The 13,128-nt window shown below is 70.6% G+C and carries 15 protein-coding genes; 9 read left to right on the top strand and 6 right to left on the bottom strand.

Annotation, left to right across the window (positions count from 1 at the left end; translation table 11 throughout):
• A partial coding sequence (locus ABDW35_RS19820; protein ID WP_343715605.1) for an MFS transporter occupies positions 1-1,206 on the bottom strand: 1,206 nt, incomplete at its 3' end.
• A 128-nt stretch (positions 1,207-1,334) separates the two neighbouring features.
• Here ABDW35_RS19820 and ABDW35_RS19815 point away from each other — a divergent pair.
• Entirely contained in the window at positions 1,335-1,937 is a 603-nt protein-coding gene (locus ABDW35_RS19815; protein WP_343715604.1) for a TetR/AcrR family transcriptional regulator, read from the top strand.
• Positions 1,938-1,940: 3 nt separating this feature from the next.
• On the opposite strand, the gene ABDW35_RS19810 is transcribed toward ABDW35_RS19815, so the two are convergent.
• Together ABDW35_RS19810 and ABDW35_RS19805 are read right to left on the bottom strand one after the other, a co-directional pair.
• Positions 1,941-2,294 carry a DUF1428 family protein gene (locus ABDW35_RS19810; protein WP_343715603.1) on the bottom strand — a complete coding sequence of 118 codons (354 nt, stop codon included), beginning with the start codon at positions 2,292-2,294 and terminating at the stop codon, positions 1,941-1,943.
• A 32-nt stretch (positions 2,295-2,326) separates the two neighbouring features.
• Entirely contained in the window at positions 2,327-3,328 is a 1,002-nt protein-coding gene (locus tag ABDW35_RS19805) for a LysR family transcriptional regulator (RefSeq protein ID WP_343715602.1), read from the bottom strand.
• 257 nt (positions 3,329-3,585) lie between these two features.
• Here ABDW35_RS19805 and ABDW35_RS19800 point away from each other — a divergent pair, with 257 nt between their 5' ends.
• Positions 3,586-4,848, top strand: coding sequence for a VTT domain-containing protein (locus ABDW35_RS19800; RefSeq protein WP_343715601.1), 1,263 nt, complete (start codon positions 3,586-3,588; stop codon positions 4,846-4,848).
• Here the strand turns inward: ABDW35_RS19800 and ABDW35_RS19795 are convergent.
• Positions 4,817-5,458, bottom strand: coding sequence for a TetR/AcrR family transcriptional regulator (locus ABDW35_RS19795; protein WP_343715600.1), 642 nt, complete (start codon positions 5,456-5,458; stop codon positions 4,817-4,819). The two genes, ABDW35_RS19800 and ABDW35_RS19795, sit on opposite strands and share 32 nt — an antisense overlap.
• Before the next feature lie 101 nt (positions 5,459-5,559).
• Here ABDW35_RS19795 and ABDW35_RS19790 point away from each other — a divergent pair, with 101 nt between their 5' ends.
• Together ABDW35_RS19790 and ABDW35_RS19785 are read left to right on the top strand one after the other, a co-directional pair.
• On the top strand, positions 5,560-6,300 hold the full coding sequence (locus tag ABDW35_RS19790; RefSeq protein ID WP_343715599.1) for an SDR family oxidoreductase: 741 nt from the start codon (positions 5,560-5,562) through the stop codon (positions 6,298-6,300).
• Positions 6,301-6,316: 16 nt separating this feature from the next.
• Positions 6,317-7,849, top strand: coding sequence for an MFS transporter (locus ABDW35_RS19785; protein ID WP_343715598.1), 1,533 nt, complete (start codon positions 6,317-6,319; stop codon positions 7,847-7,849).
• A gap of 76 nt (positions 7,850-7,925) precedes the next feature.
• On the opposite strand, the gene ABDW35_RS19780 is transcribed toward ABDW35_RS19785, so the two are convergent.
• Positions 7,926-8,480 (bottom strand): hypothetical protein, encoded by a 555-nt coding sequence (locus ABDW35_RS19780; protein WP_343715597.1) that lies wholly within the window; start codon positions 8,478-8,480, stop codon positions 7,926-7,928.
• Positions 8,481-8,787: 307 nt separating this feature from the next.
• On the opposite strand from ABDW35_RS19780, the gene ABDW35_RS19775 reads away from it, so the two are divergent.
• The 5 genes from ABDW35_RS19775 to ABDW35_RS19755 are packed head-to-tail and all read left to right on the top strand — an operon-like array spanning position 8,788 to position 12,453.
• Positions 8,788-9,504: a GntR family transcriptional regulator gene (locus ABDW35_RS19775; protein ID WP_343715596.1), complete on the top strand. Its 717-nt coding sequence runs from the start codon at positions 8,788-8,790 to the stop codon at positions 9,502-9,504.
• 50 nt (positions 9,505-9,554) lie between these two features.
• A complete protein-coding gene (locus ABDW35_RS19770; RefSeq protein WP_343715595.1) occupies positions 9,555-10,238 on the top strand; it encodes an amino acid ABC transporter permease in 684 nt (227 codons plus the stop codon).
• 10 nt (positions 10,239-10,248) lie between these two features.
• On the top strand, positions 10,249-10,911 hold the full coding sequence (locus tag ABDW35_RS19765) for an amino acid ABC transporter permease (protein WP_343715594.1): 663 nt from the start codon (positions 10,249-10,251) through the stop codon (positions 10,909-10,911).
• Positions 10,886-11,614: an amino acid ABC transporter ATP-binding protein gene (locus ABDW35_RS19760; protein ID WP_343715593.1), complete on the top strand. Its 729-nt coding sequence runs from the start codon at positions 10,886-10,888 to the stop codon at positions 11,612-11,614. The genes ABDW35_RS19765 and ABDW35_RS19760 overlap by 26 nt, the downstream gene beginning before the upstream one ends.
• A gap of 53 nt (positions 11,615-11,667) precedes the next feature.
• Positions 11,668-12,453: a transporter substrate-binding domain-containing protein gene (locus tag ABDW35_RS19755; RefSeq protein ID WP_343715592.1), complete on the top strand. Its 786-nt coding sequence runs from the start codon at positions 11,668-11,670 to the stop codon at positions 12,451-12,453.
• A gap of 153 nt (positions 12,454-12,606) precedes the next feature.
• Here ABDW35_RS19755 and ABDW35_RS19750 read toward each other — a convergent pair whose 3' ends face one another.
• Entirely contained in the window at positions 12,607-13,032 is a 426-nt protein-coding gene (locus ABDW35_RS19750) for a YihY/virulence factor BrkB family protein (RefSeq protein ID WP_343715591.1), read from the bottom strand.
• Positions 13,033-13,128 lie beyond the last annotated feature (96 nt).

The following is a 13,128-nucleotide window of genomic DNA, read 5'->3' as shown; positions in this document are numbered from 1 at the left end:
GCGGCGCCAGCCCCCCGCCGGCACCGTCGCCCGCACCAGCAGCCGGTGCTGCCCCAGCAGGGCGACGGCCAGCGCCAGCGCGCCCGAGGCCACCGAAACCCAGAAGCCGTTCTGGGCGCCGAAGGTGTCGATCACCCAGCCCGAGACCGAGGACCCGAAGGCCACGCCGATGCCGATGCCGGTCATCGCCCAGGTGATGCCCTCGGTCAGCTGCGACGGCGGCACCAGCCGCTCGATCAGCCCCATCGAGACGATGATGGTGGGCGACACCGCGGCGCCGGCCAGGAACAGGACCGCGGCCAAGGCCGGGATGCTGCCGATCACCAGCAGCGGCAGCGTCGTCAGCGCGGCCAGGCCGATGGCCAGCACGAACTGCCCGGCCAGCGTCATCCGCGGCTTCAGCGTGCCGAACACCAGCCCGGCGATCAGCGATCCGGCGGCGTAGCTGGCCAGCACCAGGCTGGCCGCGGCCTTCTGGCCCTGCGCCTCGGCGAAGGCGATGGCGGTGACCTCGGCGGTGCCGAAGATCGCGCCGATCGCCGCCAGGGTCAGCACGATGATGCGCAGCGACGCCAGGCGGATGACGGCGCCGCCCCGGCCGGCCTCGGCCGAATGCACCGGCGGCTCGGTCGACCGCTGCGCCGCGAACAGCAGCGTGCCGGCGGCCAGCAGCAGGGCGGCGGCCAGCGGCCCGGCCTCCGGGAACAGGGCGACGCTGAGGCCGATCGCGAGCACCGGCCCGGTCATGTAGATCACCTCGTCGACCACCGATTCGAAGGCGAAGGCGGCGTGCAACTGCGGCGTGTCGCGATACAGCCGGGTCCAGCGCGCCCGCACCATCGCCGAGATCGCCGGCATCGCCCCGGCCAGTACCGCGAACAGGAACAGGGTCCAGCCCGGCGCGCCGGCGCGGGCGGCCAGCATCAACCCGGCCAGCGCGGCGACGCTGACCGCGCTGGCGGGCAGCAGCACGCGGGCCTGGCCGCAGCGATCGACCAGCCGCGACACCCGCGGCGCGATCAGGGCGTTGGCCAGGGCGAAGGCGGCGGCCACGCCGCCGGCCAGCCAGTATTCGCCATGGGTCTGCGACAGCATGGTGACGATGCCGAGCGTGATCATCGCCTGCGGCAGCCGGGCGACGAAGCCGGCGGCGGAGAACGCCTTGGCGCCGGGCGCCCGGAAGATCTCGGCATAGGGGTTGGGCATGGCAGATCTCCGCTGGCTGCCGGTATCTCTTAGCACACGACCACTTGCATACGTGGCGTATGTGAAGCAGATAATGATATGCGCGGCGCATGTCAATTGGCATACGTTGCGTATGTGAAAGGAGGGGCATGGCCCACCGACCCCGCAGCGAGATGATCGCCGAGACCCGCGCCAAGCTGCTGGCGGCGGCCCGGCACGCCTTCGGCACCCAGGGCTATGCGGCGGCGTCGATGGACGATTTCACCGCCGGGGCCGGGCTGACCCGCGGCGCGCTGTACCATCATTTCGGCGACAAGAAGGGCCTGCTGCGGGCGGTGATCGCCGAGATCGACACCGAGATGAACGCCCGGCTGCAGCAGGTCTCGCGCCGGGCCCCGGACCCCTGGCAGGCCTTCGTCGCCGAATGCACCGCCTATCTCGAGATGGCGGTGGAGCCGGAGATCCGGCGCATCGTGCTGCGCGACGGCCCGTCGGTGCTGGGCGACCCGTCGACCTGGGACGGCCAGTCCGCCTGCATCGCCTCGATGACAGGGGCGCTGCGCCGGCTGGCCGGGGACGGCACGATCCGCCCGGTCGACCCGGAGGCGACGGCGCGGCTGATCAACGGGGCGATGCTGCACGCCGCCCAGTGGATCGCCAACGCCCCCGACCCGGACGCCGCGTCCCGCCGTTCGGTGCAGGCCTTCGAGACGATGCTGTCCGGCCTGCTGACGGACCGGCCTGCAGCCTGACCGCTACAGCTCCACGAACACCTCGAAGCCGCCATAGATCATGCGCTTGCCGTCGAACGGCATGCCCGTGGGGGGCATCGTCAGGCGCGGGTCGGCCATCACCTTCTTCACGATCTCGTCGCGCGCGGCGCGGGACTCGTAGACGATCCAGGAGAAGATCACGACCTCGTCCTCCTTGGCCTGCACCGCGCGTGGAAAGGAGGTCACCTCGCCATAGGGCACGTCGTCGCCAATGCATTCGACATAGGCCAGGGCGCCATGCTCCTTCCAGATCGTGCCGCCCAGCCGTGCCATCGCCTTGTAGTCCTCCAGCCTGTCCTTTGGCACCGCCAGCACGAATCCGTCTGCATAGGACATGGCATGTCTCCTTCGTCCGGTTGCGATCGACCCTAGGACGGTCCAGGCAGGCGGAAGCCGACAGGCGGGATGGATTTTCCCGGCGTTCCGTTCCGCGCGCCCATATAAGCCGTCGTCTCCGGCCGCAGCGTGTCGTGCACGAACTGGATGAAGGCGCGCAGCTTGGGCAGGGCCTGGGCGCGGCTGGGATAGTACAGGAACAGGCCGGGGGTGCCGGGGCAGAAGTCCTGCAGCACCGGCTCCAGCACCCCGGCGGCGACCTGCTCCTGCACCGCCGGCACGGCGGTGTAGGCGAGGCCCAGCCCCATCTCGGCCGCCATCAGGTTCAGCCCGCCGCTGTTGACGATCACCGGCCCGGCCACCGCGATGTCGAAGGCGCGATTGCCCTCGACGAACTCCCAGCGATAGATCGGCCCCTGCGGCGACTGGCGGGTGCCGATACAGGCGTGGCGATGCAGGTCCTCCGGCCGCTGCGGCCGGCCGTGCCGGGCGAAATAGGCGGGGGACCCGACCACGGCGAACTGGAAGGGCGGGGTCAGCCGCACCGCCACCATGTCGGCCTCCAGCAGCTCGCCTAGGCGGATGCCGGCGTCGAAGCCCTCGGCGACGATGTTGGCGAGGCTGTCGTCGGCGAAGATCTCGATCTGCAGTGCCGGGTGGGCGGCGCCGAACTGGGCCAGGATCGGCTCGGCCAGGAACGGCACCAGCGCCCGCGGCATGTTCAGGCGCAGCAGGCCGGTCACCTCCTCGCCCAGGCTCTGCGCCGCGTCGAAGGCGGCCAGGATCTCCGCCACTGCCGGCCGGGCACGGTCGAGGAAGCGCTGGCCGGCCTCGGTCAGCCCGACCCGGCGGGTGGTGCGGGTCAGCAGCGCGACGCCCAGCCGCGCCTCCAGCCCGCGGATGGTCTGGCTGATCGCCGAGGGCGATACCCCCAGCTCCTCCGCCGCGGCCCGGAAACTGCGGCGCTCGGCCACGCGTAACACGGCGATGACGCCGTCCAGCTGGTCCCGCTCGATTGTGAAGGGTTTCTTCATGGCCCCTGCAGATTATTCCGGATAGCGCCGCAAATCGAGCATTCATAACCTGCCGGGACGATGCGGCGGGAGGCTGGGATCGGCGGCGCCCGACCACCGGATGCGGGGAGCCTGTGCCGCGGCGCAATGCCGCTGCCGCACCTTGCCGCCGGGCCTCGTCCTCATATGAGCGGAACGCGCCGCTATCGCGTTCCCCTGACCTTCTCATTCCTACTATGATAACAGGGGAGTCGGCCTTGGACCCGCTGGGAGCCCTTATGCCCTGGATCGCCGTCTGCAGCGTTGCCGGCCTGTTCGGCCTGATGCTGGTCGAGCGCCTGCTGCCGATCCTGCCGTCCTACGGCCTGCTGGTGGCCGTCGGGGTGGCGGTGGGCGAGGGCTATTGGTCGCTGCCGCTGGCCTTGGCGATGACGGTGATCGGCGGCGTCGCCGGCTGCGCGCTGTTCTACGGGCTGGGCTGGGGCTTGGGAGAGGCCCGGGCCGGCGCGCTGCTGCGGCGGACCGCCGGCTTCTTCGGCATGGGCCCGGCGCGGGTCGACCGCTGCATTGCGTGGTTCCAGGACCGCGGCGCACTGTTCGCGCTGGTGGCGCAACTGGTGCCGACCGTGCGGCTGGTGGTTCCCGGCATCGCCGGGCTGCTGCGGGCCAGACCCTTGATGTTCTTCGTTGCGACCGCCCTCGGGATCGGTCTGTGGAACGGGCTGTTCATCGGCACCGGCTATGCCGCCGCCGCGCTGGTCGAACCGGCCTCGAACGCATCCTCTCTCGCGCTGACGGTGCTGGTCGCGCTGGTGCTTGTGGAGCTTATGGGCACGATGATGTGGCGCAATTTCTCCCGCCGACGGCAGGCTGTCGCCGTCTCCCCCGCCGGTGCGCCAGTCCTGGCGCAGGGGCCCGCGCTGACGCCGCGGCCCGCCACCGGTCCCTCGCGCCGGCAGGACGCGGCGGACGACTTCGCCTTCTTCCGCGCCTGGCTGAAGGCGCCGCTGCGGGTGGCCGCGGTGGTGCCCTCGGGGCGGGCCCTGGCCGCGGCGATCACCGCCGAGATCGGGCCGGAGAGTGCGCCGGTGATCGAGCTCGGGCCCGGCACCGGGGCGTTCACCCGGGCGCTGATCGGCCGGGGCGTGCCGGAGTCGCGGCTGGCGCTGGTCGAGGCCGGGCCGGATTTCGCTGCGCTGCTGCGCGACCGCTTCCCGGAGGCGCAGGTGCTGTGCATGAACGCGGCCCGGCTGGGCAGCGCTGACCCGTTCGACGGCGAGAAGGCCGGCGCGGTGGTCAGCGGCCTGCCGGTGCTGTCGATGCCGCCGAAGATCGTGATCGGCATCCTCAACGGCGCGTTCGGACATCTGCGGCCGGACGGGGCATTCTACCAGTTCACCTACGGGCCGCGCTGCCCGATCCCGCGCGCCATCCTGGACCGGCTTGGCCTCAAGGCGGTGCGGATCGGCCGGGCGGTGGCCAATGTCCCGCCGGCCGCGGTGTACAAGATCACCCGCCGCTGGCCGCGTCCGCTGGTTTAGAGCCGGCCGCCCCGACCATCGCGTCCCAGGCCGCCATGGCGTGGTCGATGATGGCGTGCATCTCGCGGCGGCCGGTGCCGTCGCGGGCCTTGATCGACAGCCCGGCCAGCACGGTCGAATAGAAGCCGGCCAGCGGGCCCAGATCCAGGCCCGCCGGGAACTCGCCGGCCGCCGCGCCCTGCTCCAGCCGGCGCAGGATCAGGCCGCAGGATTCCTTGTGCAGGTCCAGCAGATGGGTGCGCACACCCTCATGCTCCGGCGCCGTGTTGACGGCGCCGAGGATGACGAAGCAGCCATGGGGCAGGGCGGGGTCGGTGAAGGCGTCGGCATTGTCGCGCAGCATCGCCTCGATGGCGCCGCGCGCCGTCCGCTCGCAGTCCAGCGCCCGGCGCGTGGCCGAGCCGGCGGTATCGCGGTACAGCGCGATCGCCTCGCGGAACAGCGCCTCCTTGCTGCCGAAGGCGGCGTAGAGGCTGGGCGCCGCGATGCCCATCGCCGCGGTCAGCTCGGCCATCGACACGCCCTCATAGCCGTGCCGCCAGAACAGCTCCATCGCCCGCCGCAGGGCCACGTCCCGGTCGAAACCGCGGGGTCGGCCGCGCTCTGCCATCTCCGATCCTTTCTTTAACGATCCATAAATAAATCTCTTGACCGCGGGGTGCAACTGCGCCAGCTATTTATTTATCGATCATTAAAGATATGGAGCCTCCCATGGCCGACCTGTCCGGAAAGGCGGCGCTGGTCACCGGCGCCAGCCGCGGCATCGGCGCCGCCATCGCCCGCCGCCTGGCGCGGCAAGGCGCCGACGTGGCCCTCACCTACAGTTCGTCGCCCGACAAGGCGGCCGAGGTGGCGCGCGACATCGAGGCGGCAGGCCGGCGCGCCGTGCTGATCGAGGCCGACAGCGCCGACCCGGCGGCGGCCGCCGCGGCGGTGGACCGGGCGGCGGCGGAGGTCGGCCGGCTCGACATCCTGGTGGCCAATGCCGGCATCGCCGTGCACCGCCCGTTCGGCGAGTTCACGGTCGAGGAGTTCGACCGCACCATCGCCATCAATGTCCGCGGCGTCTTTGTCGCCGCCCAGGCGGCGGCGCGGCACCTGCCGGAGGGCGGGCGGATCATCGTCATCGGCAGCAACCTGGCCGAGCGCGTGCCGGGCGCGGGCGTCACGCTCTACACCCTGTCGAAGACGGCGCTGACCGGCCTGGTCAAGGGCGCGGCGCGGGACCTCGGCCCTCAGGGCATCACCGTCAACCTGGTGCAGCCCGGCCCGACCGACACCGACATGAACCCGGCCGACGGACCGCGCGCCGACACGCTGCGGTCGCTAATGGCGATCCCGCGCTACGGCAGCGGCGACGACATCGCCGGTCTGGTCGCCTGGGTGGCCTCGGCCGAGAGCCGCTTCGTCACCGGCGCCGCCCTGACCATCGATGGCGGCATGTCGATCTGACGCGAGGAGAGACGACATGACCGCACGCGCCATCCCCGACGACTCCGGCAACGACCTGTGGGTGCTGGGCGCCGTCTGCCTGGCCGGGCTGATGATGCCGCTCAGCTTCACCGGCCCGGCGGTGGCGCTGCCGGCGATCGGGCGTGAGCTCGGCGGCAGCCCGGTGGCGTTGGCCTGGGTGGTGAACGCCTTCGTGCTGTGCTTCGGCAGCTTCGTCATGGCCGCAGGCGCCCTGGCCGACCAGCTGGGCCGCAAGCGCCTGTTCGCCATCGGCGTCGCCGGCTTCGGCCTGCTGTCGCTGGTGCTGGGCTTCGCGCCCTCGGTGGTGGCGCTGGACCTGCTGCGCGGCGCCCAGGGCGTCGCCGCCTCGATCGCCATGGCCGGCGGCGCCGCCTCGCTGGCGCAGGAATTCGAGGGGCCGGCCCGCACCCGCGCCTTCAGCCTGCTGGGCACCAGCTTCGGCATCGGCCTGGCCTTCGGCCCGATCCTGGCCGGCGCGCTGGTGGAGACGCTGGGCTGGCGCGCCATCTTCCTGGCCGGCGCCGCGATCGCCGTCCCGGTGCTGGCCTTCGGCGTGCCGCGGATGCGGGAGTCGCGCGACCCCGGCGCCACCGGCGTCGACTGGCCGGGCCTGTTCAGCTTCACCGCCGCCCTCGGCCTGCTGACCTTCGGCATCATGCAGGGGCCGCAGGATGGCTGGGGCAGCCCCGTCGTGCTGGGCCTGCTGCTGGGCGCCGGGGCGATGCTGGCGCTGTTCGTCGCGATCGAGACGCGGGTGCGGCGGCCGATGCTGGACCTGTCGCTGTTCCGCTACCCGCGCTTCGTCGGGGCGCAGTTCCTGCCGATCGCCACGGCGGTCTGCTTCGTGGTGCCGCTGGTGCTGCTGCCGGTGCGCTTCATCGGCGCGGAGGGGATGAGCGAGATCGAGGCCGGCGGGCTGATGATCGCGCTGTCGGCGCCGATGGCGGTGGTGCCGTTCCTCGCCGGCCTGCTGGCCCGGCGGATCCCGGCGGCGGTGCTGTCGGCGGTCGGGCTGCTGATCGCCGCGCTCGGCCTCGGCTGGCTGGCCGCCGTGCCGGTCGGCGCCGAGGCGATGACCCTGGCCCTGCCGATGCTGGTGATCGGCATCGGCACCGGCCTGCCCTGGGGGCTGATGGATGACCTGTCGGTCAGCGTCGTGCCGCGCGAGCGCGCCGGCATGGCCACCGGCATCTTCTCGACCATGCGGGTGGCAGGGGAGGCGGTGGCGATCGCCGCCGCCGGCGCGCTGGTGGTGGCGCTCGGCCAGTCCGACCTGCACCGCGCCGCGGGCGAGGGGGCGCGGGTGGCCGATGCGGTCAACGCCCTGGCCGGCGGCGACATGGGCCGGGCCGAGGCGCTTCTGCCCGGCTTCGGCCGGGCGGCGCTGGCCCAGGCCTATGGCGGCGCCTTTCAGGCAATGCTGGCCGTGCTGGTCGTTGCCACACTGGTGGCCGCGCTGGCCGCCTACGTCCTGCTGCGGAGGCGGGAGACTGCGCAGCGGAACGTGGAAGTCTGCGAGGCCCGATAGTCGATGCGAACGCGTTTGCGCTGCCTCTCCCGCGCAACGGGAGAGGCAGCGCAATTCGTTCCGGACCGGAAGGGCCTTACGACGCGTCCGGGATCAGCTTGGCGCGCAGCGAGCGGCGCGCCTCGTGGTCCAGGCGCTGCAGCGCCTCGCGGATTTGCTGGGTGATGGCGCCGGCTTCGGCATCCGGGTTGCGGAAATAGGCCTGGGCCTCGGCGATCATCAGCGGCAGGGCGGCGGCGGCGGCCTTGGCGGCGGCGGCCGGCGACGACGCCTTCGCCGCCATGCCGCGGATGCTGGTGGCCAGCTCCGCGGCCGAGTTCTTCCAGCCGGCCGGGCCGGTCTCGGATACGTCGGTCGCGGCCTCCTCGACGATCTGGTCGATCAGCACCCCCGAATCGCGCGCCCCGGACCAGGAGGCGGCCAGGCGCCCGTCGCGGTCGCGCACCTCGGTCCAGCGGAAGGTCTGGCGTTCCTCATCGGTCAGGATGCGCTCCACCCGCGCGAACATGCCGCTGACCGACCGGGACCAGCCTGCCGGCAGCGTCGCCAGCTGTTCGCGGACCCGTGCATCCACGCGTGCGCCGCAACTCTTCAGCAACTGCTTCAGCCGCTGGGGGGCCCGCTGCTTCACCGCCATACTCTCCTCGCTCTCCCTCGAATGATCGCCGCGGCGCATTGCTCCTGTCCCAGGGGCGCCACGGTCTGTCGAATTGATTCAAATGGGCTTCGCCGGAAAGAATCAAGTCACACCGTGCCGCGGATGGCGAGTCATTCCTTCGACTGAAACGGAGGCCGGCAGAATCCCTTGGTTCCGCTGGATTGGGCCGGCGTGCTTGAACAACTGATATTTTAGTATACGGTGCATATCAAGGTGAGCGGGGAGGGGGTGGATGCGCGGTGCGACGGCGGGGGAAGACGGGCCGGGGGGACGGCGACGGATGCCGCGGTCATCGCGCCTCGACGCGCTGTCGCAGGGCCGCCCGGCCACCGCCTCCGCCCTGATTCGCCGGGCGCTGCGCAGCGACATCGTCGCCCTTCGCCTGAAGCCCGGCACGCCGCTGTCGGAGAAGGAGATCGCCGAGAGCTACGGCGTCAGCCGCACCCCGGTGCGCGAGGCGATGCTGCGCCTGGCCGATGAGGGGCTGGTCGACATCTTCCCGCAATCCGGCACCTTCGTGTCGCGCATCCCGGTGCATGCCCTGCCGGAGGCGATCATCATCCGGAAGTCGCTGGAGGAGACCACGGCGCGGATGGCGGCCGAGCGCGCCAGAAGCAGCCAAATCGCCACCCTGCGTGCGGTGATGGAGCGGCTGCGCGAGACCGCGGCGGCGGGCGACCGCGACGGCTTCCACCAGGCCGACGAGGCGTTCCATGCCGGCATCGCCGAGGCCGCCGGCCATCCCGGCATCTGGACCCTGGTGCAGCAGGTCAAGATCCAGGTCGACCGCTTCCGTCGCCTGACCTTGCCGGAGGAGGGGCGGCTGGCCCGGATCATCGCCGAGCACGGCGCCATCCTGGACGGGATCGAGGCGCATGACCCGGACCGCGCCGCGGCGAGGATGGGGGCACATCTCGGCGCGCTGCTGGCCGATCTGGGCGGCATCAAAGACCACAATCCGGACTTTTTCGTCGACGCGCCGCCGCCCGGCACCTGAGCCGCGGCGGACCAAGACGAGGCGGCCACAGGGGAGGGGGCGCACGCCCGATGCGGTACGAGTTCGACTTCGACAGCCTGCAGGACTACTGGCCGTCCTTCCTGCACGGCGCGCTGATGACGCTGGAGATGACGCTGGTGGCCACCGTGGCCGGCCTCGCCATCGGCGTGGTCTGCGCCATCGGCCGCCGCGGCCGGTCGCGCTGGATCGTCGGGCTGTGCGGCGCCTATGTCGAGATCGTCCGCAACACCCCGTACCTGATCCAGATCTTCTTCCTGTTCTTCGGCCTGTCCAGCATCGGCCTCAGGCTGCCGATCTTCGCCGCCGCGGTGCTGACCATGGTGATCAATGTCGGCGCCTATACGGCCGAGATCGTGCGCGCCGGCATGGACACGGTGCCGCCCGGCCAGGTCGAGGCGGCGCAGGCGCTGGGCCTGTCGACGCCGCAGATCTACTGGGACGTGATCCTGCGCCCGGCGCTGGAGCGGGTGTATCCGGCGCTGACCAGCCAGTTCGTGCTGATGATGCTGTCCTCCTCCGTCACCTCGCAGATCTCGGCCGAGGAGCTGACGGCGATCGCCAACAATATCCAGTCCGACACCTTCCGGCCGTTCGAGACCTACATCGTCGTGGCGCTGCTGTACCTGGCCATGGCGCTGCTGCTGAAATTCGGCTTCCACCTGTTCGGCCAGGCGATCTTCCCGCGCCGGCGCCGGCTCGGCACCCCGCTCTGAGGAGGCCGGCATGGGCGGCGCCTTCACGATCAACCACTTGATCTACCTGCTGCAGGGCACGGCCTGGACCGTGGTGCTGTCGCTGCTGGCCTTCGCGCTGGGTGGCGTCGCCGGCTTCGGCGTCATGCTGCTGCGCATCTCGCGCGGGCGATTCCTGCGCCGCGCGGCCTTCGTCTATGTCCAGATCATCCAGGGCACGCCGCTGCTGATCCTGCTGTTCCTGGTCTATTTCGGCCTCGGCATCGTCGGCATCGAGGTGCCGCCGCTCTTGGCCGCCGGCGTGTCGCTGATGATCTATTGCAGCGCCTTCCTGGGCGAGATCTGGCGCGGCTGCGTCGAGGCGGTGCCGAAGACCCAGAGCGAGGCGGCCGAATGCCTGGCGCTGAATCGCTGGCAGGTGCTGACCGACGTCATCCTGCCCCAGGCCATGCGCATCGCCACCCCGCCGACCGTGGGCTTCCTGGTGCAGGTGCTGAAGAGCACCTCGCTGGCCTCCGTCGTCGGCTTCGTCGAGCTGACCCGTGCCGCCCAGGTCATCAACAACTCCCTGTTCCAGCCGTTCCTCGTCTTCGGCATCGCGGGGCTGATCTACTTCGCCCTCTGCTACCCGCTGTCGCGCTGGAGCCGTTCCCTCGAAAGGAAGATGAATGTCGGCCGTCGTCACGCTGCGTGATGTCCACAAGCGCTTCGGCGAGCTCGAGGTGCTCAAGGGCGTCTCCTTCGAGGTCGCCAAGGGCGAGGTCGTCGCCATCATCGGCCGCAGCGGCTCGGGCAAGAGCACGGCGCTGCGCTGCGTCAACCGGCTGGAGACGATCCAGTCGGGCAGCATCGAGGTCTGCGGCCACAAGGTCGACGCGGCGGACCTGAACCTGCGCGCCCTGCGCCAGGACGTCGGCATGGTGTTCCAGAGCTACAACCTGTTCCCACACCTGACCGTCGAGCAGAACATCACCCTGGCGCCGCGCCGGGTGCGCCGGATGCGCGGAGCCGAGGTGCGCGACCTCGCCCGCGCGGCGCTGGAGCGGGTTGGTCTGGCCGACAAGATCGACGCCTATCCGGAGCAGCTGTCGGGCGGCCAGCAGCAACGAGTGGCGATCGCCCGGTCGCTGGCGATGAGCCCGAAGGTGATGCTGTTCGACGAGGTGACCTCGGCCCTCGACCCGCATCTGACGGGCGAGGTGCTGAAGGTGATGGAGAGCCTGGCCCGCGGCGGCATGACGATGCTGGTGGTGACGCATGAGATGGCGTTCGCCCGCCGCGTCGCCGACCGGATCATCTTCATGCATCTGGGCAAGGTCTGGGAGACGGGGCCGGGCGGGATGCTCGCGGCGCCGCAGACAGGGGAGCTCCGCGACTTCCTGTCCAACGGGCTCTGATCGCGGAACGGCAGCCGGTCCTGCCGCAATCGAACCAAGGGTGGAGGAACGTGATGAGAAGCTTGCTGAAGGTCGCCGCCGCCGCGGCGGCGCTGTGGGTCGCGGCCGTGCCGCTGGCGCAGGCGGAGTCGCTGGACGACATCCAGTCGACCAAGAAGGTGCGCATCGCCGTGGCGATGGGCGTGCCGCTGTTCGCCTTCGTCGACGACAAGCTGCAGCCCACCGGCTCGGACGTCGAGACGGCGAAGATGATCGCCAAGGACCTCGGTGCCGAGCTGGAGTTGGTGCAGATCACCAACGCCGCACGAGTGCCGACGATCCAGACCCGCAAGGCCGACCTGCTGGTTGCCGACCTGGCGATCACCGAGGAGCGCAAGAAGGCGGTGGACTTCACCATCCCCTACGCCACGCTGAACATCGAGGTCGCGGCTCCGGCCGGCGTCGCGATCAAGGACTATGCCGATCTGGCCGGCAAGCGCATCGGCGTGACCCGGGCCACGGTCAACGACACGCTGGTGACTAAGAACGCCAAGGATGCCGAGATCGTCCGCTTCGAGGATGACGCGACGCTGATCACCGCCGCCGTCTCCGGCCAGGTCGACATCGTCTCGACCCAGAGCGCGGTGGTGTCGGAGATGAACAAGGGCCGCTCCGAGAAGCTGGAGACCAAGTTCGTGCAGCAGGAGCTGAACCTCGGCATCGCCCTGCCGAAGGGCGAGCCCAAGCTGAAGGCCTGGCTGGACGACTGGATCAAGGTGCATTTCGCCGATGGCAGCCTGAATGCCACCTTCAAGCAGTTCCACAACCGCGACCTGCCGGCGGATCTGATCACGCGGTAATCACTCTTGAAGACCATCTCCTAACTTAGTCCCCCCTCCCCTTGCGGGAGGGGGGCAGGGGGAGGGGTCTGCGCGCGTCCGCGCGCGAATGCGTGGAGGGTCCATCCTCCGGTCAGGCTGACGGCCGGATCGGGCTGAGGAAACCCCCTCCCCCTATCCCCCTCCCGCGGGGGGAGGGGGGACTCGATTGGCGCGCGGCCGCCGGTCTCTCTCCCGCTCGATCTCGGAGTTCAGCTCGGCGCCGATCAGGAAGATCACCGTCGACAGCCAGATCCAGGTCAGGAAGCCGATCACCGCGCCCAGCGAGCCGTAGGTCGCGCCGTAATTGGCGAAGCGGGCGACATACCAGGAGAACAGCATCGAGCCGCCGAGCCAGATGGTGGCAGCGACGATGCCGCCCCAGTTCAGCCAATGCTCGCGCCGGCCGCCGGGGCCGTAGCGATAGACCAGCGTCAGCGCCGCGATCGTCGCCAGGTACAGGGCCGGCCAGCGCAGCAGCCGGATCAGCACGCCGGCGTCGGAGCCGAGGCCGATGTATTTCAGCGCGATCGGCGCCGCCACCACCACCGCCAGGGCCACCTTGTCCAAAATGTAAAAGTACGCGAAGTTCTCAACAAAGAAATGACAGGACTTGCCATGAACTTTACGGATCAATATAGCCATAAAATCATACGC

Origin of the sequence: Inquilinus sp. (genome assembly GCF_039594555.1) — a bacterium.
GTDB lineage: Bacteria > Pseudomonadota > Alphaproteobacteria > DSM-16000 > Inquilinaceae > Inquilinus.
Note: the sequence above shows the minus strand (reverse complement) of the source record. Positions and strands in the feature narration are given on the sequence as shown.